The organism is Joostella sp. CR20 (assembly GCF_038433465.1).
Taxonomy (GTDB): Bacteria; Bacteroidota; Bacteroidia; order Flavobacteriales; family Flavobacteriaceae; genus Galbibacter.
The window spans coordinates 84,562-111,300 of sequence record NZ_JAESVF010000002.1 but is presented as its reverse complement, the minus strand read 5'-3'; the positions used below and the strand labels follow the sequence as shown (position 1 = coordinate 111,300).

23 protein-coding genes are annotated in these 26,739 nt (G+C 35.4%); 14 read left to right on the top strand and 9 right to left on the bottom strand.

The window, feature by feature from the left end; genetic code table 11:
* Positions 1 to 204 precede the first annotated feature (204 nt).
* Both ribH and JMA43_RS04600 read right to left on the bottom strand, forming a co-directional pair.
* Entirely contained in the window at positions 205 to 696 is a 492-nt protein-coding gene (ribH, locus tag JMA43_RS04605; protein ID WP_342155204.1) for a 6,7-dimethyl-8-ribityllumazine synthase, read from the bottom strand.
* Between the two features lie 59 nt (positions 697 to 755).
* The gene (locus JMA43_RS04600) at positions 756 to 1,538 is read right to left on the bottom strand and encodes a tetratricopeptide repeat protein (protein ID WP_342155203.1); all 783 of its coding nucleotides are present in this window, start codon (positions 1,536 to 1,538) and stop codon (positions 756 to 758) included.
* A gap of 196 nt (positions 1,539 to 1,734) precedes the next feature.
* On the opposite strand from JMA43_RS04600, the gene recF reads away from it, so the two are divergent.
* The 3 genes from recF to JMA43_RS04585 all read left to right on the top strand — a co-directional run bounded on the left by recF (position 1,735) and on the right by JMA43_RS04585 (position 3,739).
* On the top strand, positions 1,735 to 2,817 hold the full coding sequence (recF, locus tag JMA43_RS04595; protein ID WP_342155202.1) for a DNA replication/repair protein RecF: 1,083 nt from the start codon (positions 1,735 to 1,737) through the stop codon (positions 2,815 to 2,817).
* Between the two features lie 212 nt (positions 2,818 to 3,029).
* Positions 3,030 to 3,443, top strand: coding sequence for a lipocalin family protein (locus JMA43_RS04590; protein WP_342155201.1), 414 nt, complete (start codon positions 3,030 to 3,032; stop codon positions 3,441 to 3,443).
* On the top strand, positions 3,443 to 3,739 hold the full coding sequence (locus JMA43_RS04585) for a DUF721 domain-containing protein (RefSeq protein WP_342155200.1): 297 nt from the start codon (positions 3,443 to 3,445) through the stop codon (positions 3,737 to 3,739). The genes JMA43_RS04590 and JMA43_RS04585 overlap by 1 nt, the downstream gene beginning before the upstream one ends.
* A 59-nt stretch (positions 3,740 to 3,798) precedes the next feature.
* On the opposite strand, the gene JMA43_RS04580 is transcribed toward JMA43_RS04585, so the two are convergent.
* Positions 3,799 to 4,218: a nucleoside-diphosphate kinase gene (locus JMA43_RS04580; RefSeq protein WP_342155199.1), complete on the bottom strand. Its 420-nt coding sequence runs from the start codon at positions 4,216 to 4,218 to the stop codon at positions 3,799 to 3,801.
* Between the two features lie 184 nt (positions 4,219 to 4,402).
* Complete coding sequence (locus tag JMA43_RS04575) at positions 4,403 to 5,431, bottom strand: alkaline phosphatase D family protein (RefSeq protein WP_342155198.1); 1,029 nt, start codon at positions 5,429 to 5,431, stop codon at positions 4,403 to 4,405.
* 74 nt (positions 5,432 to 5,505) lie between these two features.
* Here JMA43_RS04575 and JMA43_RS04570 point away from each other — a divergent pair, with 74 nt between their 5' ends.
* From JMA43_RS04570 to JMA43_RS04560, 3 genes are read left to right on the top strand one after another with little or no spacing between them, the layout of a single operon-like run.
* Positions 5,506 to 6,519 carry a DHH family phosphoesterase gene (locus JMA43_RS04570; protein WP_342155197.1) on the top strand — a complete coding sequence of 338 codons (1,014 nt, stop codon included), beginning with the start codon at positions 5,506 to 5,508 and terminating at the stop codon, positions 6,517 to 6,519.
* Complete coding sequence (gldI, locus tag JMA43_RS04565; protein WP_342155196.1) at positions 6,516 to 7,088, top strand: gliding motility-associated peptidyl-prolyl isomerase GldI; 573 nt, start codon at positions 6,516 to 6,518, stop codon at positions 7,086 to 7,088. The genes JMA43_RS04570 and gldI overlap by 4 nt, the downstream gene beginning before the upstream one ends.
* 41 nt (positions 7,089 to 7,129) lie before the next feature.
* Positions 7,130 to 8,245, top strand: a complete 1,116-nt coding sequence (locus JMA43_RS04560; protein ID WP_342155195.1) for a peptidylprolyl isomerase — start codon at positions 7,130 to 7,132, stop codon at positions 8,243 to 8,245.
* Positions 8,246 to 8,485: 240 nt separating this feature from the next.
* Here JMA43_RS04560 and JMA43_RS04555 read toward each other — a convergent pair whose 3' ends face one another.
* A complete protein-coding gene (locus JMA43_RS04555; protein ID WP_342155194.1) occupies positions 8,486 to 9,949 on the bottom strand; it encodes an aminoacyl-histidine dipeptidase in 1,464 nt (487 codons plus the stop codon).
* 399 nt (positions 9,950 to 10,348) lie between these two features.
* On the opposite strand from JMA43_RS04555, the gene JMA43_RS04550 reads away from it, so the two are divergent.
* The 4 genes from JMA43_RS04550 to JMA43_RS04535 all read left to right on the top strand — a co-directional run bounded on the left by JMA43_RS04550 (position 10,349) and on the right by JMA43_RS04535 (position 16,360).
* Entirely contained in the window at positions 10,349 to 11,416 is a 1,068-nt protein-coding gene (locus tag JMA43_RS04550) for a DUF3810 domain-containing protein (RefSeq protein WP_342155193.1), read from the top strand.
* A gap of 83 nt (positions 11,417 to 11,499) precedes the next feature.
* Positions 11,500 to 14,502: an amidohydrolase family protein gene (locus JMA43_RS04545; RefSeq protein WP_342155192.1), complete on the top strand. Its 3,003-nt coding sequence runs from the start codon at positions 11,500 to 11,502 to the stop codon at positions 14,500 to 14,502.
* 135 nt (positions 14,503 to 14,637) lie between these two features.
* Positions 14,638 to 14,988, top strand: a complete 351-nt coding sequence (locus JMA43_RS04540) for a GIY-YIG nuclease family protein (protein ID WP_342155191.1) — start codon at positions 14,638 to 14,640, stop codon at positions 14,986 to 14,988.
* Positions 14,989 to 15,064: 76 nt separating this feature from the next.
* The gene (locus tag JMA43_RS04535; RefSeq protein ID WP_342155190.1) at positions 15,065 to 16,360 is read left to right on the top strand and encodes an amidohydrolase family protein; all 1,296 of its coding nucleotides are present in this window, start codon (positions 15,065 to 15,067) and stop codon (positions 16,358 to 16,360) included.
* 70 nt (positions 16,361 to 16,430) lie between these two features.
* Here the strand turns inward: JMA43_RS04535 and JMA43_RS04530 are convergent, their stop codons facing one another.
* The 4 genes from JMA43_RS04530 to JMA43_RS04515 are packed head-to-tail and all read right to left on the bottom strand — an operon-like array spanning position 16,431 to position 21,536.
* Complete coding sequence (locus JMA43_RS04530; protein WP_342155189.1) at positions 16,431 to 17,843, bottom strand: TolC family protein; 1,413 nt, start codon at positions 17,841 to 17,843, stop codon at positions 16,431 to 16,433.
* Positions 17,844 to 17,850: 7 nt separating this feature from the next.
* A complete protein-coding gene (locus tag JMA43_RS04525) occupies positions 17,851 to 19,218 on the bottom strand; it encodes an HlyD family secretion protein (RefSeq protein ID WP_342155188.1) in 1,368 nt (455 codons plus the stop codon).
* Between the two features lie 3 nt (positions 19,219 to 19,221).
* Positions 19,222 to 20,868, bottom strand: a complete 1,647-nt coding sequence (locus tag JMA43_RS04520) for a peptidase domain-containing ABC transporter (RefSeq protein WP_342155187.1) — start codon at positions 20,866 to 20,868, stop codon at positions 19,222 to 19,224.
* Positions 20,865 to 21,536, bottom strand: coding sequence for a TetR/AcrR family transcriptional regulator (locus tag JMA43_RS04515; protein WP_342155186.1), 672 nt, complete (start codon positions 21,534 to 21,536; stop codon positions 20,865 to 20,867). The genes JMA43_RS04520 and JMA43_RS04515 overlap by 4 nt, the downstream gene beginning before the upstream one ends.
* 257 nt (positions 21,537 to 21,793) lie before the next feature.
* Here JMA43_RS04515 and JMA43_RS04510 point away from each other — a divergent pair, with 257 nt between their 5' ends.
* From JMA43_RS04510 to JMA43_RS04495, 4 genes are all read left to right on the top strand, one after another.
* Positions 21,794 to 22,591 carry a TrmH family RNA methyltransferase gene (locus JMA43_RS04510; RefSeq protein WP_446719397.1) on the top strand — a complete coding sequence of 266 codons (798 nt, stop codon included), beginning with the start codon at positions 21,794 to 21,796 and terminating at the stop codon, positions 22,589 to 22,591.
* A 21-nt stretch (positions 22,592 to 22,612) separates the two neighbouring features.
* The gene (locus JMA43_RS04505; protein ID WP_342155185.1) at positions 22,613 to 23,845 is read left to right on the top strand and encodes a M48 family metallopeptidase; all 1,233 of its coding nucleotides are present in this window, start codon (positions 22,613 to 22,615) and stop codon (positions 23,843 to 23,845) included.
* A 117-nt stretch (positions 23,846 to 23,962) separates the two neighbouring features.
* Complete coding sequence (locus tag JMA43_RS04500) at positions 23,963 to 26,167, top strand: RelA/SpoT family protein (protein WP_342155184.1); 2,205 nt, start codon at positions 23,963 to 23,965, stop codon at positions 26,165 to 26,167.
* A gap of 120 nt (positions 26,168 to 26,287) precedes the next feature.
* Positions 26,288 to 26,731, top strand: coding sequence for a Fur family transcriptional regulator (locus tag JMA43_RS04495; RefSeq protein WP_342155183.1), 444 nt, complete (start codon positions 26,288 to 26,290; stop codon positions 26,729 to 26,731).
* The last annotated feature ends 8 nt before the right edge of the window (positions 26,732 to 26,739 follow it).

Genomic DNA, 26,739 nt, shown 5'->3' with positions numbered 1-26,739 from the left:
TTTTTTGGGTAATACTGCTAATTATCAAAATTACTTAAAAAGGAATAGACTTACCACCTTAAAATACTAAAAGTTGTTAAGAAAAGCCTTTGTAAACTCATTTCTTAACAACTTTTAATCTCTTTTTGAAGTTTTAATTTTTTAACAACTCGTATCGAGAATTATTAAAACTGTAGAATTCAATACAATTTTGATATGCAAATGCTAGAAAATATCGTTTCCTAACGCTGCCATTTTTATAGCTGCAATAGCTGCTTCTGCACCTTTGTTTCCGTGTTTTCCTCCACTTCTATCAATAGCTTGTTGCATGTTATTATCTGTCAAAACACAAAATATAACAGGCGTATCGTATTGAACGTTTAAATCTTTAATTCCTTGAGCGGTGGCGCTACAAACAAAATCAAAATGTTTTGTTTCGCCTTGAATCACACTCCCGATAACAATTATAGCATCTGGCTGATGCTTTTTAATCATTTTTTTTGCGCCATAGGTAAGCTCAAAACTTCCAGGAACATCCCAGCGTAAAATGTGTTCTTCTACTGCTCCACAGTCATACAAAGCCTCTAAAGCACCTTTGTACAAACCTTCTGTTATTTCTGAATTCCATTCAGAAACAACAATCCCAAACCGAAAGTCTTTCGCGTTTGGGATTGTTGCTTTATCGTAAACGGATAAATTTTTATTTTCTGTTGCCATATTTTTTATGCAAAGTTAATCAATCGTAATCAAATTTCATGAATACGATGAATAACCAATTACTTTTTAAGCGTTTCAGCTTTTCCGATGTAAATATCTATAGTTCTTCCTTCTTCAGAATCGCTATATTCATTTTTCACTCTGTTGAAATATTTAAGAGCTTTATCGGCATCTCCTGCTTCTAAAGAAACAACACCCGCTTTAAATAAAAACTTAGGCGTAGTGAAAGCATTTTCTGAAATTGCAATTGCTTTTTCATAATACTCTAAACCATCTTTATCTTGCCCTAATTGTACAAAAGCATCTCCGATACCACCTTTAGCTAGTGCGTTCAAAATAATATCGTCTGATTTAAAATCTTGTAAATACTTAATAGCCTCGTCGTATTTTTGAGTATTTAAGTACGCCATTCCAGCACTGTAATGTGCAAGATTTGCTGCTGGAGTTCCGCTATAATTATCGATAATATCTAACAATCCGTATTTTCCATCAGCACCGTTTAAAGCAATGTTGTACAACGAATCTTTCGCTGTGCTATTTACAGCCTCGTTAAAATACTGTTGTGCGTAAAATATTTCGTTATCGGCTTCTAAAGCTTTAGGCTTTACCACAAATTGTTGATATCCTAAGTACCCTAAAACTACAAGAACGATAGCTCCAATTCCTCCTAAAATATATTTTTGATTGCTAGCAACCCACTCTTCCGTACGGCTTGCGCTTTCATTTAATGTATTAAATACCTCTTCGGTTGTACTCTCACCATCGTATGCTACTTCTGGTTCTAAGAAGTCTTCTTCTTTCTTTGTTGGTTTTTTATAGCCTCTTTTCTTATACGTCGCCATATCTATATTTTGTTAAGCCTCGCAAAAATAAAATTTTTATTGAAAAAGGAAAGGAAATTTATTTTAATATTTTTATGCGTCTTCTTTATTTTAGTAATTTCGTCAATTGGAAGCTCATTAAAGTACAAAGTAGTGTTTAATGAGTGTTTATTTGCTATATTCCATCAATATAAATTAATCCCGCACAACACAATACATGCAGTTACAGAAATTATCGCTTATAAATTTTAAAAACTTCGACTCTAATACTTTCGAATTTGATGCAAAAATTAACTGCTTTGTAGGTCAAAACGGAATTGGAAAAACCAATGCGCTCGACGCAATTTATGTGCTTTCTTTTGGCAAAAGTTACTTTAACCCTGTTGCATCGCAAAACATAAAACACAACGAAAGTTTTTTTGTCATTGACGGCGAATTTCTAAGAGATGAAAAAGAAGAAAAAATAATTTGTAGTCTAAAAAAAGGGCAAAAAAAAGTAATTAAGAGAAACGGAAAGATTTACGACAAACTCTCGGAGCACGTTGGTTTTATTCCGCTTGTAATTATTTCTCCTGCTGATAGAGATTTGATTATTGAAGGAAGCGAAACACGCCGAAAATTTATAGACAGTGTTATTTCGCAAAGCAATAAAACTTACCTACAGCAACTTATCAACTACAACAAAGTACTGGCGCAACGCAATTCGCTTTTAAAATATTTTGCTTTAAACAATACTTTTAATGCTGATACGCTTGAAGTTTACAACGAGCAATTAAACGATTTTGGACATAAAATACATCAAGCCAGAAAAGATTTCTTAGCTGTTTTTATCCCAATTTTCAAAGAGCGTTACGCATCTATTTCTGGCGGAAAAGAAGCTATTAACCTCAACTACCAAAGTCAGTTGCTCGAAAAAGACTTACATACCCTTTTCAAAGAAAATTTAAACAAAGACAAAGCGTTACAATACACTTCTGTTGGGATACATAAAGATGACTTAAGTTTTGAAATTGGCAACTATCCTATTAAAAAGTTTGGAAGTCAAGGGCAACAAAAATCTTTTTTAATTGCGTTAAAATTGGCGCAATTCGATTTTATAAAAGCGCAAGCAGGACAAACACCTATTTTATTACTCGATGATATATTTGACAAGCTTGATGAAAACCGAGTTAGTCAAATTATTTCTTTGGTAAATGAAGATGAATTTGGACAAATTTTCATTAGTGACACGCACGCCGAACGTACTGAGAATGTAGTAAAGCAAACACATCAGTCGTATAAAATGATTCCGTTAGGATAGTTCTATTAAAAGATTGAAGGATTCAAAGATTGAAAAATTTAAAGATTTAAAACCTCCATTCATCAACTTTTCACTCTTTATTAACACCCTACAAAAACACGATTTAACAAATCAACAATTACACAATTCAACAAACAAAAAAAATCTACTCTTTAAAATTTTACTTCCCCAACAAGTTTTAGCTACCTTTGTGTTTCTAAAAAATTCTGATTTTGAAAGCTAAAATTTTCATTCTTCTGTGTGTCGTCTTTTTAAGTTGTAACCAAACTCATGTTGAAGATATTTCTATGCTCAATGGATATTGGGAAATTGAAAAAGTTACATTTCCTTCAGGAGAAGAAAAAGCTTATAAAATAAATACTGTAATTGACTTTTGGCAGTTAAATGACAGTACGGGAACGCGTGAAAAAGTGATGCCGAGACTCGACGGACGTTTTACCAATATGAACGAGTTTGAAAACTTCAGTATAAAACATAAAAACGATGCCATTTATGTGGAATACAACAACGATGGCAACATAAGAAGTGAAAAACTTATTTTGCTTACAAAAGACAAACTCGGACTCGAAAACGACCAAGAAAAGACCTATTATTACAAACGTTTTGAAAAATTTTCTTTAAAATAATGGCAAAGCGAAGAAACGAATACATCTCCTTAAATGATGCTTTAGAAGAATTTGTAAACGAAAACAAATTGGAAAAAGGCATGGACAAAGTTAATGTTCGCAATGCGTGGCAAAACCTCATGGGAAATGGGGTTAACAACTACACAACGCAAATAGAATTAAAACAGGAAACTTTGTATGTGTCGCTTTCTTCATCGGTGCTTCGCCAAGAATTGAGTTATGGAAAAGAGAAAATTGTAAAAATGCTGAATGAGGAATTAGGAAAAGAAGTAGTAAAAACTATTATTTTAAGGTAATTTCTAGACATAAAAAAAGCTCCAATAATGGAGCTTTTAATTTTTTATTTCTTTTCGATTTAGAAGATTTCTCTCCCAGAAAAATGAAAAGCACCTTCGATAGCAGCATTTTCATCGCTATCAGAACCGTGAACTGCATTTTCTCCGATAGAAGTAGCAAATAATTTACGGATAGTTCCTTCAGCAGCTTCGTCTGGATTAGTAGCACCAATTAAAGTTCTAAAGTCTTCAACAGCATTATCTTTCTCCAAAATAGCAGCTACAATAGGTCCGCTTGTCATAAATTCTACCAACTCTCCAAAAAATGGACGCTCGCTGTGAATTGCATAAAACGCCTCAGCATCACGCTTACTTAATTGCGTGTATTTCATTGCTACAATTTTAAATCCTGCAGCGGTAATTTTTTCAAGAATAGCCCCGATGTGTCCGTTTTTCACAGCATCTGGCTTAATCATTGTAAATGTTCTGTTTGTTGCCATTTCTATTTAATAAAATTTTGCAATTTGTTGTTTAATTGCACATTAACAAACGCCCAAATTGGGCTTTTTTAATTTTGGCGCAAAAGTAAGGGTTTTATTTTACTTTTTAAGCACTTGGCCTATAAATACATTTTTAAATTGTTTTTCAGCAGGTTACATCAATTAAAATAGTATTAAAATCACATTAATACCCTTGTTCCAACTCGTTTAAAACTTCGTTTCCGTCGCCTATCATTTGCATTTTTACACGGTAGTTTTTTAAATTGATTTTTAACAAACCAAAACTCTTTACATTAATAACCTCTCCTACTCTATACGGGTTTTCTTCTCCTGAATAAGCTTCATAGGTATGCGTGAGTCCACTAGAAGTAAAATCGATTAAAGGGTAGTCCAAACCACTTATATTTATTTCTGAAAATTCTGAGATATGTCGGTCTCCAGAAAGCAAAATAACTCGTTTAGCAGGACTACTTTTAATCATCGAAAAAAGCTTTTCTACTTCGCTCGGAAAGTTTGCCCAAGCCTCAAACCCATGTTTGTTTGACAATACTTGAATACTACTTACAATAATATTAAAATCGGCAGTCGAAGTATTTAATTCGTTTTGCAACCACGCCCATTGAGTTTCCCCCAACATCGTTCCTACCCCTGGCGGATTTGGAATAAACCGTTTTCCACTATCGCCCAAATTTTTGGTTAAAGGCGACCTAAAGTAACGCGTATCTAAAATAATTACTTTTACCGAACCAGCTTTTGTATTATATATTTTTGAGTTATACACTCCTTTTTGGTTGCGTCTAGGGTCGTTTTTGGGAACATCCATAAAATTTAAAAACAACTCTTGCGCTTCATCTTTCATTTTCCATTCGGCACCTCCATCGTTAAGTCCGTAATCGTGGTCATCCCAAGTTCCGATAACATCCATCGATTTTACAACTGCCTTATAACCACCTTGATAACGTTGTTCTTCATAGTCTTTACGCATTTCGCGCATATTATCGGTGTCTGAATAAATGTTATCGCCTCCCCAAATCCACACAGCAGGATTGTTGGCAACCACATCATCCCAGAGACGATTTTCTTCATCTTGTCTGTTACAAGACCCAAACGCAATTACAAATTCATCATCTTGTAATGGATACAAATCTGTTTGGGCTGTTTTACATCCGAAGCATAAAAAAGCAAATCCGAAAAGCGCAATAATTATCCGCATAAATATAGTTTTAGACTGCAAATGTACTATTCCTTTTCTAAGTATTATATTATTAAATTGTATATTAGCCACCCATGGAAGAAACACAAATACAAGAATTACAACAATTACTATCTACACCAAAAAAAATAGTAATTATACCGCATAAAAACCCTGATGGAGACGCCATTGGCTCTTGTTTGGGCTTATTTCATTACCTAGAACAATACCGTCATGAGGTAGTTATAGTAGCGCCAAACGATTATCCTGAATTTTTAAAATGGATGCCTGGAGAAAGTGCTATTTTAAAATATGAGTACCAAACCGAAATCGCTTCAGAAAAAATAAAGGAGGCCGAATTGGTATTTACACTCGACTTTAATTCGCTTTCCAGAATTGACGATGTTGCCATTGCGCTTAAAAGTTTTACAGGAACTTACGTGATGATTGACCATCACCAAGCACCAGACGATTATGCGCATTTTATGTACTCTGACACTTCCATGAGTAGTACCTGCGAAATGGTGTATAACTTCATCAACTTTTTTAACGATACCGATAAAATTACGCATGAAATTGCATGTTGTTTATATACCGGAATTATGACCGACACTGGTTCATTCCGTTTTCCTTCAACCACGAGTAATACTCACCGTATTATTGCTAATTTAATTGATAAAGGTGCTGAAAACGCTAATATTCACAATGCTGTTTTTGACACCAATTCGATTGATAAACTGCATTTGTTAGGGTGCGCGTTGAAAAATTTGGTTGCCTTACCAGCATACAATACTGTTTACATTACGTTGTCTCGTGAAGAATTACAGCAATTTAACTATAAAAAAGGCGACACAGAAGGGTTTGTAAATTACGGACTCTCGTTGCAGGGTGTTAAGTTTGCCGTTATTTTTATTGAAAGTGTGCAAGAGGATTTAATCAAAATTTCTTTGCGTTCTAAAGGAGATTTCTCTGTAAATGAATTTTCTAGAAAACACTTTAACGGTGGCGGACATACCAATGCTGCAGGGGGAAGAAGCGAACTTTCTTTAGAAGAAACCACCAAGTATTTTGAAGGCATTTTAAAAGATTATAAACAGGATTTACAATGATAAAAACCTACTTAAAAATAGCCCTAATCTGTTGCATCTTCACGGCATGCAAACAACCCGAAGCACGACGCCCTATAAGTGTAAAATCGGGTTCTTTTATGAGAGTTTCCATCGAGCGGAATAAAAATTTATTAGCTTATGAAGAAGCTATTATCGATAGTATCATTGAAAAAGACACTACGCATACGTATCACAACTCTGCCAACGGATATTCGTATTATTTTATCACTCATAATCCTGCGGAAACATACTTACCAAAAAAAGGAGATGTAGTAAAAATAAATTACGACATTCGTACGTTGGAAGACCAAGTAATTTATTCGAGTGATGCTATTGGAACGGTAGATTTTAAAGTAGATAAGGAAGATTATTTTCCTGGGTTACGCACCGCTGTTAAACTGCTAAAAAAAGGAGAAAAAGCAACATTTTTATTTCCTTCATCTTTGGCTTATGGATATCACGGAGACGACGATAAAGTGGGTACCAATCAAGCAATAAAAAGTACAATTACACTTATTGATATCGTAGAAAAATCGACAGATAGCATTCAGAATATTACTTCAAATTAAAAATAACAATTATTAAAACAATTAATTTAAATATGAATACAATGAAAAAATTAAGTTTCATTTTTATCCTTGCTGCGGTATTTGCATCGTGTTCGACTTCAAAATATTCTGATTTAGGCGATGGCATCTATGCAGATATTCAAACGAACAAGGGAGATATGGTTGTTAAACTTTTTTATAAAGAAACGCCTGTAACTGTTGCCAACTTTGTGAGTTTAGCAGAAGGAACAAACACGTACGTAGTCGATTCTTTAAAAGGAAAACCATATTACGACGGGGTAATTTTCCATAGAGTTATTAAAGATTTCATGATTCAAGGAGGAGACAAAACTGGAACTGGACGCGGAAATCCTGGATATAAATTTAAAGATGAATTTGTAGATTCACTTCAACATGACAAAAAAGGAATTCTATCGATGGCAAATGCTGGTCCTGGAACCAACGGAAGTCAGTTTTTTATTACACACAAAGAAACTCCTTTTTTAAACGGAAAACACACTGTTTTTGGAGAAGTTATTATAGGACTTGAAGTAATCGATACCATTGCAAATGTAAAAACTTCGCAAGACCCGATGACGCGCGACAGACCTCTTGAAGACGTTGTGATTAAACACGTAGAGATTGTACGTAACGGTAAAGACGCTAAAAACTTTGATGCTGCAAATGTATTTGCTGCTTCTTTTGCTGAAGCTGCAGAAGCTAAAAAAACATTAGAAAAATTAAAAAGTGATACTGCTGCTGAATTTGTTGCTCAAAAAGAAAAAGCACAAACTACCGACTCTGGACTTCAATACATCATTATAAAAGAAGGTCAAGGTGAAAAACCAAAAGTAGGACAAACTGCTCTTGTTGAATACACAGGATTTTTTGAAGACGGAAACATTTTTGATACTAGCTCATTAGAAATGGCTCAGAAATTTGGAAACGTAAATCCTGCTAAAAGAGACAGAAATATGTATCAACCTGCGCCAATGCCTATTAGTCCAGATGCTACTATTATCCCTGGTTTTAAAGAAGGTTTAATGATGCTAAATGTTGGTGAGAAAGTTCGCTTGTTCATCCCTTCTTATTTAGCATATGGTGAAGCTGGATACGGACCGATTGCTCCAAATACGAATTTAGTATTTGATTTAGAAATGATTGGAATTGCTGAATAAACGTGTATAAACACTAAGTTTTTATAAAAAACAACCCCAAAGATTTAAAAGTCTTTGGGGTTGTTTTTTATAATTGAATATCCGTAATGTTCTTATCTAGATTAAAATGTCAGGTCGAGCCTGCCTTTGTCGGCAGACAGGCGTAGTCGAGACCTTATTTAAAGTTGTTAAGCCAAATAACCTCTCGACTACGCTCGAGGTAACAGTACATTATAACAGATTACGGACAAACATATTTTTTTATCCTTTTGTTGGAATGTCTTTTAATATCTCTTTTAAAAATTTCCAAAACTTTTCTACGGAAGCAATATTAGCACGCTCATCTGGAGAGTGTGCTCCTTTTATTGTAGGACCAAAACTAATCATATCCATATCCGGATAATTTTGCCCTAGAATACCGCATTCTAATCCGGCATGACAAGCAACTACATCTGGAGTTTCATTAAACAATAATTGATATTTCTCCTCCAATACTTTTAAAATCGGACTGTTTGGGTTTGGTTTCCACCCTGGGTATTCTCCGCTAAATTTCACTTCACAACCACATAGCTCGAACGCAGCTCTTAACGCATTTGCCAAATCTATTTTAGACGACTCAACCGACGAACGTGTTAAACAGTGTATTTTAATCTTCCCCTCTCCTATTTTCACACGTGCGATGTTGTTAGAAGTTTGCACTAAATCTTCCATATCTGGACTCATTGCATACACTCCATTGTGAGCCGAATAAAGCGCTCTGGTAATACCTTCTTGAACTCCAATATTCATAACTGAAGTTGGTATATCGGTAACTTCAGCAGTAATAGACAAAGCAGGCTCGGTCGTTTTAAACTCTTTTTTAATAACAGTTGCCAATTGGTTAAACTCAAGTGCAAATGCGTCGTGATGCATCTCTTCCACCACAACGATAGCCTCACTTTCTCTCGGAATTGCATTTCGGAGTCCGCCACCATCAATCATTGCAATTCGAAGTCCGAAGTTTTCGAAACCATCAAACAACAATCTATTCATTATTTTATTTGCATTCCCAAAACCTCTGTGAATATCCATCCCGCTGTGTCCTCCTTGCAATCCTTTTACAGAAATTTTGTAGGCGGTAACATGCTCTGGAGTTTCCTCTTCTTGATAATTTCTAGAAGCAGTGACATCAATTCCACCTGCACATCCTATATCAATTTCATCATCTTCCTCGGTATCTAAATTCAATAAAATTTGTCCTTCTAAAACTCCACCTTTTAGTCCTTGAGCTCCTGTCATTCCAGTTTCTTCATCAATTGTAAACAAAGCTTCAATGGCAGGATGTGCAATATTGGTACTCTCCAAAACCGCCATTATAGCTGCAACTCCCAAACCGTTATCGGCACCAAGGGTTGTTCCTTTGGCTTTTACCCAACCATTCTCAACAAACATCTCAATTCCTTGCGTACTAAAATCAAAAACGGTATCGTTATTTTTTTGGTGCACCATATCTAAATGCGACTGTAGCACCACTGTTTTTTTATTTTCCATTCCTGCAGTTGCAGGCTTTTTGATGATTACATTTCCTACTTCATCCTTAAAAGTTTCAAGGTTTAGTTTTTGTCCAAACTCCATCATAAAAGCAATTACTTGCTCTTCTTTTTTTGATGGTCTTGGTACCGCATTTAAGTCGGCAAACTTATTCCAAACTTCTTTTGGTTGAAGCGCTCTTATTTCTGAACTCATAATAATATCTTAGGTTTCTACAAAAATACACATTGTTTTGGATTGAAAGATTTAAGGATTAAAAGATTGAAAAATTGAAACGATTAAATAATTTCACACTTTGACAATTCAACGCATACAAACTGTCACCTCGAGCGGAGTCGAGAGGTCTGGGGTATGGAATTGAAAGATTTAAGGATTAAAAGATTGAAAAATTGAAACGATTAAATAATTTCACACTTTGACAATTCAACGCATACAAACTGTCACCTCGAGCAGAGTCGAGAGGTCTGGGTATGGAATTGAAAGATTGAAGGTTTAAAAGATTGAAAAATCAGAAGTTTGAAACTATTCTCATGCTTCATCAATCCTCCACAACTTTAACAGCAAATTCAACCAAAATATTTCTATTTTTGAGCTATGACCAAGCGCACAAAAACATACCTCGCATTTTCTATTATTCCGCAGTTTTTAATTATTAAGTGCTTAATCTTTTTTCCTGAATTTGTAGAGCGCTACTACAGTAATTTCATCTATGTTTATATTTCAAAAGTGCTACGCTTCATCTTTGGTTGGATTCCGTTTTCGGTAGGTGATATTTTTTATACGATTGTAGCATTTTTTATCCTTAGATTTTTTCTTCGGAAAGGAAAAACGCTCTTTTCAAATCCTAAATATTTTTTCAGAGAATTATTTGCTGCGCTTTCCATTACTTATTTTTTATTTCATGTTTTATGGGGATTTAATTATTACCGACTTCCAATTCACGAAAAATTAAACTTGTCGGACCAATACACTTCCGAAGAACTTTACCATTTTACAGAACAACTCATTACAAAAAGTAACGAAATTCATTTTCAGCTTACAAATAATGATACTACAATGGTGAATATTCCGTATTCAAAAAAAGAAATTTATCAAAAAACAACTGCCGGTTACAAAGTTTTAGCTGAAAAAATTCCTGCTTTTGGTCATTCTCAAAAAAGCATCAAAACATCGCTGTATAGCACACCCCTTTCCTACATGGGTTATAGCGGATACCTAAATCCATTTACCAATGAAGCACAAGTAAACGGCACCCAAATCGACTTTAAATTTCCAACGGTAAGCTGCCATGAAGAAGCGCATCAAATAGGATATTCTGCAGAAAACGAAGCTAATTTTGTTGCATTTTTAGCGGCTACCTCTAATGAGGATTTGTATTTTAAATATTCTGGTTACCTCTATGTTTTACGCTATTGTTTAGCCGAAGTAAAACGTCGCGATGTTAAAAAGTTTGAAGATTACAATACGTTAATTCATCCTGGAATTATAAAAAACTATATCGAAGTTGCCGATTTTTGGCGCGCACATAAAACTCCAATTGAACTTTTCTTTAAAAATACTTTCAACTCTTTCTTAAAAGCAAATAATCAAAAAAAAGGACTCAAAAGTTACAGTTACGTAGTTGCATTATTGGTAAATTACTATAAACATAAAAATTTATAGTTTTCCCTTAAAATAGTTCATTTTGCAACAAAAAATTTTATTTTTACTGTTTACAGAATTAACTAATTCATAACTCAAACCTAATGAAATTAAAACTATGCCTCCTAGCACTGTTTTGTTTTTGCATGACTGTTTATGCACAAGAATACTTTCCTAAAAACGACGGTGTCAAAACTCAAAACTCCAATTACACAGCATTCAAAAATGCTAAAATTTATGTTTCCCCGACAAACGTTATCGAAAACGGAATTCTTTTAATTAAAGACGGAAAAGTGGAAGCGGTTGGAAACAATGTTTCAATTCCTGAAAATTCTGTGCAAATCGACTTAAACGGAAAATTTATTTATCCTTCGTTTATCGATATGTATGCCGACTTCGGGACAGCAGAGCCAAAACGACCAGACTCTGGAAACCGACCTCAATATGATGCCTCTAGAGAAGGTTATTATTGGAATGACCACATCATGCCAGAAAATAATGCAATTGACAACTTTTCTTTCGACAAAAAGAAAGCGGAAGAGTTACTCAAAACTGGTTTTGGTGTTGTAAACACACATGTTTCCGACGGAATTGTAAGAGGAACAAGTGCCATAATCGCACTAAATACCAATGCGAGCAACAGCGACCGAATTATCACACAAAAAGCGTCGCAAGTTTTATCGTTTGAAAAAAGCAAAGCTTCACGCCAATCGTACCCAACTTCACTCATGGGAGCCATTGCGCTTTTAAGACAAATGTATTACGATGCCACTTGGTACGAAAGTGGAAATTCTACAACTAAAGACCTTTCTTTGGAAGCACTAAACAACAACAAATCGTTACCGCAAATTTTTGTTGCTGATGATAAATACAACGACCTTAGAGCCGATAAATTGGGCGATGAATTTAATCTGAATTACATTATTAAAGGTGGCGGAAATGAATTTGAACGCATCGAAGAAATTGTGCAAACCAATGCTTCGTACATCATTCCGTTAAACTTTCCAGACGCCTACGATGTTACCGACCCATACATTGCTAATAAAATAGCTTTGGAAGAAATGCTTTTATGGAACCAAGCGCCAAGCAACCCTAAAGTTTTGGCCGATAACAATGTTTCTTTTGCTTTTACTTCGGCTGACAATAAAAAAACAACCGATTTCAAAAGTAATTTGTTAAAAGCTATTTCTTACGGACTAGACAAAACAAAGGCATTGGAAGCGCTTACCACTACTCCGGCGTCGCTTTTAAATAAATCGGATGTTCTTGGAACTTTAGAAAAAGGACATTTTGCTAATTTTTTAATTACTTCTGGAGATGTTTTTGAAAAAGAAACTACCCTTTACGAAAACTGGGTTCAAGGTGAAAAATATGTGGTTAACGACCTAAATATTGTTGACGTTCGAGGAGATTACACACTTTCTATAAACGGAGAGCAGTACGATTTAAGTCTTAGTGGAAGTCCAGACAAAATAAAATCATCACTTAAAAAAGGTACTACAAAAATTGCTTCTGAAGCTTCGTATACTAACGAATGGCTCAACCTATTTTACAATCCTGAAGGCGAAACCAACAAAGACGAATTTATCCGCCTTTATACAAAAGTTTCTGCGGAAGGAAATCTGAGTGGTAGCGCCAACCTGACCAACGGAAGCACTGCTACTTGGACAGCTGTAAAAAAATCTTCCGAAGAAAAAGAAGAAAAGCCAGAAGAAAAAGATGCTCCAAAATTGTTCCCTGTTTCATATCCAAACAAAGCATACGGAGTAAAAACTTTACCAACACAACAAACTATTTTATTTAAAAATGCAACGGTTTGGACGAGTGAAGATGCTGGAATATTAGAAAATACCGATGTCCTCATTAAAAATGGAAAAATTGCAAAAATCGGGAAAGACCTTTCTGGTGCTGGAGCTACGGTAGTCGATGCTACAGGAAAACACCTTACTGCAGGAATTATCGATGAGCACTCGCATATTGCAGCTGCGGCTATTAACGAAGCTGGACATAACAGTTCTGCCGAAGTAACTATTGAAGATGTTGTAAACCCAGACGATTCTAATATTTACAGAAACCTATCTGGTGGGGTAACTACCATTCAAATTTTGCACGGTTCTGCAAATCCTATCGGAGGTCGCTCGGCGCTTATCAAGTTAAAATGGGGTGAAGATGCCGATGGATTGCTCATAAAAGACCGTCCTAAATTCATCAAATTTGCTTTAGGTGAAAATGTAAAACAATCCAATTGGGGAAGCAACAACACCATCCGTTTTCCGCAAACTCGTATGGGAGTTGAGCAAGTTTTCACCGATTACTTTCAACGTGCCAAAGAATACGACGAGCAATGGAAGGCTTTCAACGGTTTATCATCTTCTAAAAAATCGAAAGCTAAAGCACCTCGTTACGATGTAGAATTGGCTACATTGGCAGAAATCCTTAACAAAGAGCGTTTTATTTCTTGCCACTCGTATGTGCAAAGCGAAATCAATATGCTGATGAAAGTGGCTGATAAATTCGACTTCAACATCAATACGTTTACGCATATTTTAGAAGGTTATAAGGTTGCTGATAAAATGAAAGAACACGGTGTTGGTGGTTCGACTTTTTCCGATTGGTGGGCATACAAATATGAAGTAAATGATGCAATCCCTTACAACGCTGCAATTATGCATAACCAAGGGATTACAGTAGCGATAAACTCGGATGATGCTGAAATGTCGAGACGCCTTAATCAAGAAGCTGCTAAAACCGTAAAATACGGAGGAATGAGCGAAGAAGAAGCTTGGAAGTTTGTAACGATTAACCCAGCAAAACTTTTACATCTGGACGACCGCGTTGGAAGTATCAAAGAAGGAAAAGATGCCGATGTTGTTTTATGGAGCGAGCACCCAATGTCTATCTACGCGATTGCTGAAAAAACAATTATTGAAGGGGCTGTGTATTACGATTACGAAAAAATGCAGTTAGCCGAAAAAGAAGTACAGCAAACAAAGAATGAGTTGATAAACATGATGATTCGCGAAAAGAATAAAGGTGTTAAAACACAAGCACCAAAAGTCAAAGAAGACGAAGAATTTCATTGCGACACTTTAATTTATCAATTGTAAAATGATAGATTGGTTAATTAACATCCCTCGATTTCGCTCGGGAGGAAAGAAAATAACAAATAACCATCACATTGAAAGTACAAGGCTAAACGGTCATGTCGAGCGGAGTCGAGACAAATACAAAATCTAGTTTGAATGAAAAATTATTTTGTTTATATGCTGAAATGTTCTGACGACTCTATCTATACAGGATTAACAAATAATCTTGAAAGGAGAATGAATGAACACCATGAAGGATTAAACAAAAATTCATATACGTACAGCAGAAGACCTGTAACGTTAATTTTTCAGCAAACATTTATTCAGTTTGAACAAGCTGAAGCATTTGAAAAGAAAATAAAAAAATGGAGTCGAGCAAAGAAAATTGCCTTAGCTTCAAATGATTTTAACAATTTAAAATTGTATTCTGGATGCAAAAACAAAACAAATTCAGAAAATCATAACCCCTCGACTCCGCTCGGGGAGACAGAACAAAAAACACAATAGATTTTCAATTAATCATCTATCGTTAAAAATATTTTTATTGACAAGCATGAGATATACTCATCAAAAAAACTTAAAAATGAAACACATCATACAACTTACATTTTTACTTTTTGCATCGGTTGTAATGGCACAACAAACGCCTGCACCTCAGCAAAAAGAAAGTATATTAATAACTGGCGCTACTGCGCATATCGGTAATGGAAGTATTATCGAAAATAGCGCTGTTGGTTTTAAAGACGGAAAGATTACGTTTGTAGGAAATACTTCCGAAGCAACTGCATCTGAGTACAATAAGGTAGTAGACGCCTCTGGAAAACACATTTACCCTGGGTTTATCGTTTTAAATTCAACCTTAGGACTTGTAGAAATTGACGCTGTTAGAGCTACCGACGATGAAGACGAAGTTGGCTCTCTCCTACCTCACATTCGAAGTTTAATTGCCTACAATGCCGAATCGAAGGTTGTAGAATCAATGCGTCCAAACGGAGTTTTGATGGGGCAAATTACGCCTCGTGGTGGTAGAATTTCTGGAACTTCTTCTGTTGTTCAGTTTGATGCTTGGAATTGGGAAGATGCTGCTATTAAAACAGACGATGCCATTCATTTAAATTGGCCAAACAGTTTAAAAAGAGGTCGCCCATGGAGAGGTGAAGAACCTGGTTTAAAACCAAATACAGAATATTCAGAAGAAATAAACGAAGTAACAAGTTTTCTAACAGAAGCTAAAGCGTATTTTGCTGGAGATGAAAAGCCTAGAAACCTTCCTTTTGAAGCAACTGAAGGACTTTTTGACGGTTCTAAAAAACTTTTTATTCATGTTGATGGTGCTCGCGAAATTACCGATGCTATCAACTTTGGAGAGAAAATAGGAGTTCAAAAAATGGTGATTGTTGGTGGCGACCAAGCCGACGAAGTTGCAAGTTTGCTTGCCTCTAAAAATATCCCCGTGGTTATTCAACGTCCGCACCGATTACCTTCAAACAACGACGAAAACATAAAACACACTTTTATGCTTGCTTCTATTTTAACTGAAAAAGGAGTGCTTTGTGGTATCGACCCGTCAGGAGATATGGAACGTATGAATACGAGAAACTTACCTTTTTATGCTGGTACTTTTGCGGCTTATGGATTGGACAAAGAAAAAGCGGTACAACTAATTACAGAAAACGCTGCTAAAATTGCTGGAATTGATGCCTTCGCAGGCACACTTACAACTGGCAAAGACGCTACCTTATTTATTTCTGAAGGCGATGCGTTAGACATGCGTACTAACGTGATAAGCAAAGCTTTTATTCAAGGAAGAGACATAAGTTTAGAAACACATCAAACTGAATTATGGCACCGATATAGCGATAAATACAAACAACAGTAATTACGCTACAATACAAAAAAGCTGCTTGAAAAGTTTAATTTTTCAAGCAGCTTTTTTTATGCTTAATTTTCTATAAAATTGCGAGCGTACGGTATAATTCAGCAGCAATTAAAAAATATTCGTTTTCCAATTCTATTTGAGAAACCTTTGCTTTTACAAGTTTATTCTCACGCGTATTGATGTAAAAAATAGAACTTTCGCCCAATTCAAACAATCTTACCTCAGCATCATGCATTTGTTGATAATCGTTTACCAAATCGGCATTCATACCAATTTGGGTTTGATAGGATGAAAGCTCTGCAAACTTAGCTTTCACTTTATTTTGCAGTTCTTGAGTTTGAAATTTCAATCCATATTCGGCATTACTCAACTCTGCTTTGGCAATTTTCACGTCTGCGCGTTCCTTCCTCAGTAAAATAGGAAAAGACAGCGATGCACCAATTTTATAATCATCCCAATTGTATTCATCAATATAATCGGGGGTTGCAATGTAGTTGTAATTCACATTTAATTTTGGCAACAATTTATTTGCCATTAAACGTCTATCTACATCTTTCATTGCAATTTTAGTACTTAAAGCTTTTAACTTCGGATGATTCTCAAAATCTATTTCTTCGGAAACTGGATTGATATTCAGCACAGAAAGAATATTATCATGCAAAGTTTCTTCGGGTTCCATCACTTCTGATAATTCTAACGGAAGCTCATCTTCAGTCCATAAATAATTAGACAAGGTAAGTCTGCTTTTGGTAAGCTTTAAATTGGCTTGCTCCCACTCTAGTTTTCTAGTTTTTAAATTAATACCCGACTCTACGCTATCTATCGGAGAAAGTTCACCCAAAACAATCGATTTTACTATCCAATCCTGACGCTCTTTAGCATTTTGATAAAATTGCTCATAAAGTTTTGCTTTGTCGTATTGTTGCTTCCAATCAAAATAAGCAGCCGAAGCTTCTGTTAAAGCGTCAACTACAGCAAGTGTACGCTCGTAATCTCCAAGCTCTTGATAAAGCTTTCCTTTTTTCACCTCAGCCATTCGTTTATTTATCCATAAACCCTGCCCCACCGGCACTGAAATTCCAAAACTTGCCAAACCATCTTCTGGCACATAATTTTCTGGATTTATATAATCCCCTTGATTGCTATCGAATGCGGCTTTCAGCTCGATTCCATACCAAGTAGGGATTTTAAAACTTCCGTTGAAAAGCGAATAGTACTCGGTATCTTTATAGCGTTTTTTATTAAAATCGGCTGTAAGTTTTGGGTCAAAATACCCACGCGCTTTTAATAGTTTTGCTTCGGAAGTCGTTAAAATTAAATCGGCTTGCTTCACCAACGGATGGTATTTTTTAACCACTCCTAAAAACTCTTCATACGTAAATTCACTATCCAAAACCGTTTCTTGGGCGCTCCCTTTTTGTACTCCAAAAAACACCACAAGTAAGAAAAATAGCCAAATATGTTGCAAGTTATTCCCCTTCATAATCAACTTATTTTTTGGTTTCTGCATTTGCATTTTTATCGCCGTTGCTACTTTGTGTTGTATAAAAATTTGGTGGGAATCCGTTTAGCGTACGCCAGATTTCAAACCAAATTGGTACCGTATCTAAAAGTGCTAAGGTTTGTGCTCCCGCACCGATACTCAATAAATTTGGCCATGATTTTTCTTCTGGGTCTGGCGCAATTAAAACACGGTATTTCCCGTTGGCACTAATAAAGTTTTCTTTGGCTACAATAACACCTCCAAAAGTTCCGTAGGAAACGCCAGGCCATCCGCTAAAAACAATGGTAGGCCAACCATCAAACCAAATACGCACTTTTTCACCTGTATTTATTAAAGGATAATCCATTGGTTCAACATACGATTCTACAGCAATTTCGAAAGATGCAGGCATAATACTTACCACAGACGCTCCTTCTTTAATTGTTTCTCCAAGTCCCGATTGTAAGGCACGGTTAACATAACCAGATTGTGGCGCTGTAATGTAATACATACCATTTCTGATTTTGTAACTTGTGTATTGCGAGCGTAATTTACTTACCTGCGACTCGGTATCAAACTGGGTACTTAAAGCTGTTTGTTTATCGCTGGTAGCTTTTGCCAACTTTTCGGCATACGAAGCAACCAAACGGGTAAGTTCCATTTCGGTATTTATAAGTTCATTTTCACTTGTAAGCAATTTGTTTTCTTGCGTTACAATTTTAGCCTGCATTTCTTGGAGTTTTACCTTTTTCTCCTCCACATACGTCATTGGTTTTAGGCCTTCCTCATTTAACTTAAAGGCACGGTTATATTGAGTTTCAGCAATACTTAACTGTGTTTTCACCGCTTCTAAGTCAATACTATCACTTTTAACTTTTAACTTACTTTGCTTTAATTTGTTTTCAGCTTGCTTCAACTTTAATTGACGCTCTCGTTTGATAGCTTCAATTTGTTGCGAAAGCGCTTCCACTTTTGCAGTATAAGATGCCACTGCATTTTCTTTTGCCTTTACCTGCACTTCTGTGTTTTCAACTAAATCTGGATCGAAATATTCCGATTTGGTTTCAGAAATATGTAAAATAGTATCGCCTTTCTCCACAAAATCTCCTTCTTGCACATACCAAGCTTCAATACGTCCGCCAATAATAGCGTGTACCGCTTGTGGTCGTTGTCCGGGTTTAAGCGTGGTTACAAAACCGCTTCCTTTTATATTTTGCGTCCATGGCAAAAACAACATCAATACCATTGCAATAGCCACACCCCAAACTACTTTTCGGATAATTACGTAGTGTTTGTTATCTGCAAAGATTACCATCGATTTAAATCGTCTGGTATCTATATAATTATGAATTCTATTATTCGAAATATTTAACATCGTTTAGCTTTTTAGGGTTCCATTTACCATATAGAAACTCTTGTTACATTTTGATTTCCAATACGAATTTTTAGAAATCACTATTAAAGTCCAGTCTTTGTCTGGCGCAGTCATATAATCTATAATGTCTGTTGAAGAAGCCTTGTCGACATTTTCCAAAGGTTCTTCCAAAAAGATAATTCGTGGTTCTGAAAGCACGCAACGCGCTAACAATATCTTTTCGACTATCGATGAAGAAAGTTGTTTTCCGCCAGAATGTACCTGCGTATCCAACCCATTTGGTAAAGACCTAATGTATTCCGACAGTTTTAATTCTTCTAAAACTTTTAAAATTCTAGCCAATGAAATTTCTGGATTTTTACATGTAATATTTTCCAGAATTGTCCCTTCAAATACATTGTCATTTACACTGATGGAGCTTATGTTAAACCTATAATCTTCTAAAGAATACTTTTTATAATTCGTACCGTTTATATACACCATTCCTTCGGAAGGCTCTACAATTCTACTCAACACTCTAATAAGCGTTGTTTTCCCAGAACCGTTTGGACCTTCAATTAAAATTCGGTCTTTAGGGTCGACTTTCATCGAAACATTTTTAAGCACATACTGCTCGGAGTCTGGAAACTTATAGCTAAGTTCTTTGGTTTCTATCGAAATTGGAGCATCTTCAAGTTTGTATTGCCCAAATTCTTCCGACTCTAATTCGATATCCATTACTTTCCCTATTTTTTCTAAGGAAGCCAAAACATCGTAAAACAGTTCGGTTCCAGAGAATAACTTTTCAACCGCATTAGTGATATTCAAAATGATAATTTCTGCCGCTACAAACTGCCCGATATTCATTTGTTGATTGAGTACTAAAATCCCCCCAATGATTAAAAGTCCGGCAGTCATTAACACTTTAAATCCTGTTAACTGGATAAATTGTCTTCTTAAAATTGAAAAGTGACTTTCACGGTGCGTTAAATAACCATCAACTAACTCGTCGTTTTTATCCAATGAAAAATTAAAAACCCTTCTATTTTTAAAACTCATATGGTTACGTGCAACTTCTTGTAACCAGTGCGCCACTTTGTATTTATAATTAGATTCTTTTAAACTCGTATCAACTCCAGGATTAAAATTCAGTTTAAAAATAAAATACAATAACACTATGAGCATCAATCCGAAGAAGATAAAAAACGAATGGTAAAGCGATAGTAAAATTATTCCGAAGAAAACCTGCAAAGCAGCACCACTCATTTCGAGTAAAAGCTTAGAAACCCCTTTTTGTACGTTGATGGTATCGAAAAAACGGTTTGCTAATTCTTCTGGTAAATATGGATATAGCTTACTGAATTTCATTTTCGGAAATCGGAATGCAAACTCAAAAGACGAACGTACAAATATTTTCTGCTGAAGATTCTCTGTAATTCGATATTGCATAATTTTGAAAACTCCTACCATAGCAACACCAATTACCACAATAATAACAAGCACTACCCATGAAGTACTTACTTTTCCAGCTTGTAAAAAATTAACAATAGACTGGATTCCGAGCGGGAGCGACAAACTGATAACTCCTGCCAAAATAGAATACAAGATAATTTGATAAATATCTTTTTTATCTACTTTTAATAATCCTCTAAATCGTTGAAATGGCGTCATAACAATATCTTATCAAGTGTTTGGATGTAAAATGTTGGAACATCTTTATTTGGTTCTGTAAACTCGGTAATCGATTTAAAATGTTGCTTTATAAAATGCTGATTTAAAGCCCCAACCACAACGCTCGAAGCCAACGCCTTGCTGTATAAATAATCGGGTTTTACTTCGGCAATAATATCGGCCAACAAACTGATTACGTTTTTGTACACTATAAAAAAACCATCTTTATTTTCTTTATCTATTTCTTTCGACATAAATGCTTTTGAATATTCAGAAATAATAATTCTGTTCAGTACAGCCTCATCAATATATTCTGTATTTACATCATCTTTAATCTCGCAAGTAACCTCATAAACAACTTTGTGAAGCTTTTGTAAAGGCTCGTCTATATTTTGAATAGCAAACAACATTCTGTACTCTACCCACGACCAATACCACGACGACAGGTACAACAAAAACTTGTGTTTGTTTTCAAAATATCGGTAAATAGAACTCTCGTTAGAAGCAATACAATCGCCTAATTTCTTAAACGTAAAAGCCTCAAAACCTATCTCGTCTATCAGTAAAATTCCATGTTTTAGAATTTTTCTCCCCAATACAGACGACTCTGGATCTTTTAAATACAGCTTTTCATTGATTGTAAACCTCAAATTTCCAGGCAATTTCATAGCCTCATTTTTTTATTAATATTAAAGCGGTCAAAGTTAATAGTAAAACTATCATTTTATGTGTATTTAACATTAATTAACTGTATAAAAATGATATTCTCAACATTCGAAATACATATTGATAATTTGAAAAAAAACTATTCCTTTGGTTAACAGATTCATATTGAAAGAATTAAATTTTCTGAAGGGATCATTAAAATGCTTCCTTATCAACTTGGTAAACCACAGATTTAAAGTATTTTTGAAAAAAAATTCTGTTGAAAGAAATAACAAGCACACAAAACAGTTTAGTAAAACAGATTTTGCACTTGAAAGATAAATCGAAAGAGCGCAAAAAATCTGGTGTATTTATTGTTGAAGGATTACGAGAAATCGAACTCGCTCTAAAAGGAAACTACCAATTACAAACCGTACTTTTTTACGACGAAATCATCTCGGAAGTAAACGTAAAATTATTGCTTCAAGAACACCCAAAAACTGAGTTGATTAGGGTGTCAAAAGACGTTTATCAAAAACTAGCATACCGACAAACTACCGAAGGCATACTTGCCATAGCGAAAGCAAAAGAGCACAGCTTGGCAAAACTTAATTTTAAAAGTAAAAACCCGTTAATTTTGGTTGCCGAAGCTCCCGAAAAACCAGGAAACATCGGTGCTTTACTACGTACCGCCGATGCAGCAAATTTGGATGCTGTAATTATTGCCAACCCTAAAACCGATTTGTACAACCCAAATATTCTACGCTCTAGCGTTGGTTGCGTTTTTACAAATACGGTAGCGCAAGGCAGTACCACCGAAATCATCAATTTTTTAAAAGAAAAAAATATCTCCATTCATTGTGCTGCGCTTACCGCTTCGGTGCGTTACGATACGGTAAACTTTAACGAACCCGCAGCTATTGTGGTTGGGACAGAAGCAACAGGCTTAAGTGATGAATGGCTCGAAGCTTCTACCCAAAATATCATTATCCCGATGCAAGGTGAAATCGATTCGATGAATGTATCGGTGGCCGCAGCCATTGTTATTTTTGAAGCTAAAAGACAGCGTAATTTTTAATTTTTAGTAGCACTTTCTGAAATGAATCCGCAGACCTTATTTTACATCATTATAACTATTTTGATTGTCGATTTTATAGTTGATAAAATCCTAGACACACTCAATACCAAAAAGTTTGACAGTCCAATTCCAACACCACTTTCTGATGTTTATGACGAAACGGAATATAAAAAATCACAGGCTTACAAAAAGGCAAACTACAAATTCTCAAACATCAGCAGTTTGTTTTCTTTGCTATTAACGCTAGCTTTTTTCTTTTTCGATGGTTTTGAATATGTCGATAACTTCGCAAGAAGTATCAGTCAAAACGAAATTGTTGTAGCACTTCTTTTCTTCGGAATTATAACTTTTGCAAGTGATATTCTCACCACTCCATTTTCATATTACCACACTTTTGTAATCGAAGAAAAATTTGGATTCAACAAAACCAGTAAAAAAACATTCTTTGTCGATAAATTAAAAGGTTGGCTTATGATGCTAATTTTAGGTGGTGGAATTTTAGCACTTATTATTTGGTTTTATCAAATTGCTGGCGCCCAATTTTGGGTATATGCATGGGCAATTATTGCTGTATTTAGCATTTTCATGAACATGTTTTACAGCAAACTTATCGTTCCGCTTTTTAACAAACAAACCCCTTTAGAAGATGGTTCTCTAAAAACTAAAATTGAAAGCTACGCTTCTAAAGTTGGTTTTCAACTCGACAATATTTTTGTAATTGACGGCTCTAAGCGTTCCACCAAAGCAAATGCTTATTTCTCTGGCTTCGGAAAACAAAAGAGAATAACACTTTTTGACACCCTAATTAACGATTTGGAAGAAGAAGAAATTGTTGCCGTATTGGCCCACGAAGTTGGTCATTACAAACGCAAACACATTATTTTCAACCTTTTTGTATCGATACTTTTAACAGGACTCACACTGTACATCCTTTCGTTATTTGTAAATGTGCCTGCGTTGTCGCTCGCCATCGGAGTACAACAACCAAGTTTTCATGCAGGATTAATTGCCTTCGGAATTTTATACAGTCCGATTTCGGAAATCACAGGGTTAATCATGAATTATTTTTCGCGAAAATTTGAATATCAAGCGGATGATTATGCAAAAGAAACCTATGCCAGCGCCCCGCTTATTTCAGCATTAAAAAAATTATCAAAAAATAGTTTGAGTAATCTCACCCCACATCCTGCATATGTATTTGCACATTATTCGCATCCTACTATGCTTCAGCGTTTTAAAAACTTGACATCTTAACAAGCTGAAAAAACACTTAATAACTGCTATTTTTTCAGTAGAAAATATTTATCGGAAATAAATAGCAAAGGCACAGATTTTGTTGGTAATTACTAAACTTTATGTTATTTTTATTCTATGACGGTGTTAGAAATAGAAAAGGAAAACAAACGAATTGCTAGGCAATACAAAGAGTTGTTGCGTATAAGTTATCAAACCTTAACAGATGAAGACAAAAAACTCATCCGACTGGCGTTTGATACTGCTGTAGATGCGCACAAAGACCAACGCAGAAAAAGCGGTGAAGCCTACATTTTCCACCCCATTGCAGTTGCCAAAATTGTAGCACAGCAAATTGGGTTGGACGCTACTGCCATTGCGGCAGCGTTGTTGCACGATGTTGTTGAAGACACCTCATATACTTTAGAAGACATGGAGCGTCTTTTTGGGGAAACTGTAGCTCGTATTGTTGATGGGCTTACAAAAATTTCTCAAATGACGTCGGAGCAAGACATTTCGTTGCAAGCCGAAAACTTCCGAAAAATGCTACTTACCTTGAATGATGACGTTCGGGTAATTCTTATAAAAATTGCCGACCGACTTCATAATATGCAAACCATGGACTCCATGGCACCGCATAAACAGGTAAAAATTGCTTCGGAAACACTCTATATTTATGCGCCACTAGCACATAGAATTGGACTTTACAATATAAAAACAGAGCTCGAAGACCTTGGGTTGAAATATACAGAACCCGAAGTGTACAACGATATTCTTGGCAAAATGGAAGAAACCAAAGAAGACCAAGAAGCCTATATCGAATCGTTTAGCAATGTTATAAAAGAGAGTTTGGATATTGAAGGATTGAACTACTCCATCAAAGGACGTCCGAAATCTATTTTTTCTATCCGAAGAAAAATGAAAGCGCAAAATGTAAGCTTTGACGAAGTTTACGATAAGTTTGCCATCAGAATAATTTATAAAAGTGACCGAGAAAACGAAAAGTTTTTAGCCTGGAAAATATATTCTATCGTAACCGATCACTTCCGCCCCAACCCAACACGATTACGCGACTGGATTTCTTCACCTAAAACAACAGGATACGAAGCTTTACACATTACCGTAATTGGCCCAAAAGGACGCTGGGTAGAAGTACAAATACGCAGTGAGCGTATGCACGAAATTGCCGAGAAAGGATACGCAGCTCACTTTAAATACAAACACGGCGACCAAAAAGAACAAGGAATAGAAATTTGGCTGAACAGATTACAAGAAGCCTTAGAAAATGCCGAAGGAAATGCCGTAGATTTTGTAGAAGAATTTAAACTAAATTTATACTCCCGAGAGATATTTGTATTCACCCCAAAAGGAGAACTTAAATCGTTGCCTAAAGGTGCTACGCCACTCGATTTTGCATTCAGTATTCATACCGAAGTTGGACTCAAAACTCGTGGAGCGAAAGTAAACGGAAAATTAGTTCCACTGAGTAGAGTTTTAAAAAGTGGCGACCAAGTAGAAATTATTACTTCGGAAAGCTCTAAACCAAACTCCAACTGGCTCGATTATGCTACTACTGCTCGCGCAAGAGCAAAAATTAAATCGTCGTTAAAAGACGAGAAAAAAGAAATTGCCGAAGAAGGAAAAGAAATACTTCGCCGAAAATTAAAGCAATTAAAAATTACGCTCAACGAAAGCGTAGTAAACGACCTTGTGGTATACTTTAAACTTAAAACAAGTTTAGACTTATTTTACCGCGTTGGAATTAGCACCATAGACAACCAAATGCTCAAAGAGTTTGCAAACTCTAGGAGCAATACGTTTATAAATTTCTTCAAAAATAAAATACGAAAACCTGCAACGCCAGAAGAAGTAAACAAAGAAGAAATTACAACCAATTACGACCAACTTGTTTTTGGAAAGGAAGAAGAAAAACTCGACTACAAGTTTACAAACTGTTGCAACCCTATTCCAGGAGATGATGTTTTTGGTTTTATTACGGTAAACGACGGAATCAAAGTGCACAAAAAAGATTGTCCGAACGCAATTACATTACAATCAAACTATGCGTATCGAATAATCCCTGCCAAGTGGATAGACTCTACACAACAAGAGTTTACTGCCATTATTAAACTCGACGGAATTGACAATCTCGGATTGGTAAGCAACGTAACAAAAGTTATTTCTAACAACATGCACGTAAATATGAAAAACATCAACTTCGAAACCGAAGGCGGTGTATTTTCTGGAAAGATTACTGTGGAAGTTAAAAATAAAACCATTCTGAAAAAATTGTTAGAAAATTTAAAGAAAATCAACGGAATCGATAAAGTAAAACGCATTTAAAGTAGCAATACCCGCACTACTGTTTTTAACTGTTAAAAACCTTTTCTTACTACTTTTTATTTTCTGATGTATATTTCGTCATTAAACCTTACATTTGTATCCTAATTCGTAGATTTGATTATGGCGAACGAAAAAAATCAAGAAATCGTTAAAAATGTGTTTACCAAATTTTTGGAAGAACACAAACACAGGAAAACTCCTGAACGATATGCTATACTACAAGAAATTTATGATAGTAATGAACATTTTGATATTGAGTCTTTATATATCAAAATGAAAAACAAAAACTATCGTGTAAGTCGCGCAACCCTATACAACACCATTGAGCTTTTATTAGAATCTGGTTTGGTACGTAAGCATCAGTTTGGGCAAAATCAAGCGCATTATGAAAAATCGTATTTCGACAAACAACACGACCATGTTATCTTAACAGATACTGGAGAGGTTATGGAGTTTTGCGACCCGCGCATTCAGAATATCAAAAAAACTATCGAAGAGGTTTTCGATATAAAAATACAAAATCATTCGCTGTACTTCTATGGTACAAAAAATGAAAAAAGCTAATAATTTTA

What these genes read in the sequence shown, in the direction of transcription:
- JMA43_RS04545 (WP_342155192.1), top strand. Translation starts at nt 11,500, where the DNA reads ATGAAATTAAAACTATGCCTCCTAGCACTGTTTTGTTTTTGCATGACT.
- JMA43_RS04515 (WP_342155186.1), bottom strand. Translation starts at nt 21,536, where the DNA reads ATGAAATTGCCTGGAAATTTGAGGTTTACAATCAATGAAAAGCTGTAT.
- JMA43_RS04495 (WP_342155183.1), top strand. Translation starts at nt 26,288, where the DNA reads ATGGCGAACGAAAAAAATCAAGAAATCGTTAAAAATGTGTTTACCAAA.
- JMA43_RS04575 (WP_342155198.1), bottom strand. Translation starts at nt 5,431, where the DNA reads ATGCGGATAATTATTGCGCTTTTCGGATTTGCTTTTTTATGCTTCGGA.
- JMA43_RS04525 (WP_342155188.1), bottom strand. Translation starts at nt 19,218, where the DNA reads ATGTTAAATATTTCGAATAATAGAATTCATAATTATATAGATACCAGA.
- ribH (WP_342155204.1), bottom strand. Translation starts at nt 696, where the DNA reads ATGGCAACAGAAAATAAAAATTTATCCGTTTACGATAAAGCAACAATC.
- JMA43_RS04570 (WP_342155197.1), top strand. Translation starts at nt 5,506, where the DNA reads ATGGAAGAAACACAAATACAAGAATTACAACAATTACTATCTACACCA.
- JMA43_RS04600 (WP_342155203.1), bottom strand. Translation starts at nt 1,538, where the DNA reads ATGGCGACGTATAAGAAAAGAGGCTATAAAAAACCAACAAAGAAAGAA.
- recF (WP_342155202.1), top strand. Translation starts at nt 1,735, where the DNA reads ATGCAGTTACAGAAATTATCGCTTATAAATTTTAAAAACTTCGACTCT.
- gldI (WP_342155196.1), top strand. Translation starts at nt 6,516, where the DNA reads ATGATAAAAACCTACTTAAAAATAGCCCTAATCTGTTGCATCTTCACG.
- JMA43_RS04505 (WP_342155185.1), top strand. Translation starts at nt 22,613, where the DNA reads ATGAATCCGCAGACCTTATTTTACATCATTATAACTATTTTGATTGTC.
- JMA43_RS04550 (WP_342155193.1), top strand. Translation starts at nt 10,349, where the DNA reads ATGACCAAGCGCACAAAAACATACCTCGCATTTTCTATTATTCCGCAG.
- JMA43_RS04520 (WP_342155187.1), bottom strand. Translation starts at nt 20,868, where the DNA reads ATGACGCCATTTCAACGATTTAGAGGATTATTAAAAGTAGATAAAAAA.
- JMA43_RS04500 (WP_342155184.1), top strand. Translation starts at nt 23,963, where the DNA reads ATGACGGTGTTAGAAATAGAAAAGGAAAACAAACGAATTGCTAGGCAA.
- JMA43_RS04560 (WP_342155195.1), top strand. Translation starts at nt 7,130, where the DNA reads ATGAAAAAATTAAGTTTCATTTTTATCCTTGCTGCGGTATTTGCATCG.
- JMA43_RS04530 (WP_342155189.1), bottom strand. Translation starts at nt 17,843, where the DNA reads ATGAAGGGGAATAACTTGCAACATATTTGGCTATTTTTCTTACTTGTG.
- JMA43_RS04555 (WP_342155194.1), bottom strand. Translation starts at nt 9,949, where the DNA reads ATGAGTTCAGAAATAAGAGCGCTTCAACCAAAAGAAGTTTGGAATAAG.
- JMA43_RS04540 (WP_342155191.1), top strand. Translation starts at nt 14,638, where the DNA reads ATGAAAAATTATTTTGTTTATATGCTGAAATGTTCTGACGACTCTATC.
- JMA43_RS04535 (WP_342155190.1), top strand. Translation starts at nt 15,065, where the DNA reads ATGAAACACATCATACAACTTACATTTTTACTTTTTGCATCGGTTGTA.
- JMA43_RS04585 (WP_342155200.1), top strand. Translation starts at nt 3,443, where the DNA reads ATGGCAAAGCGAAGAAACGAATACATCTCCTTAAATGATGCTTTAGAA.
- JMA43_RS04580 (WP_342155199.1), bottom strand. Translation starts at nt 4,218, where the DNA reads ATGGCAACAAACAGAACATTTACAATGATTAAGCCAGATGCTGTGAAA.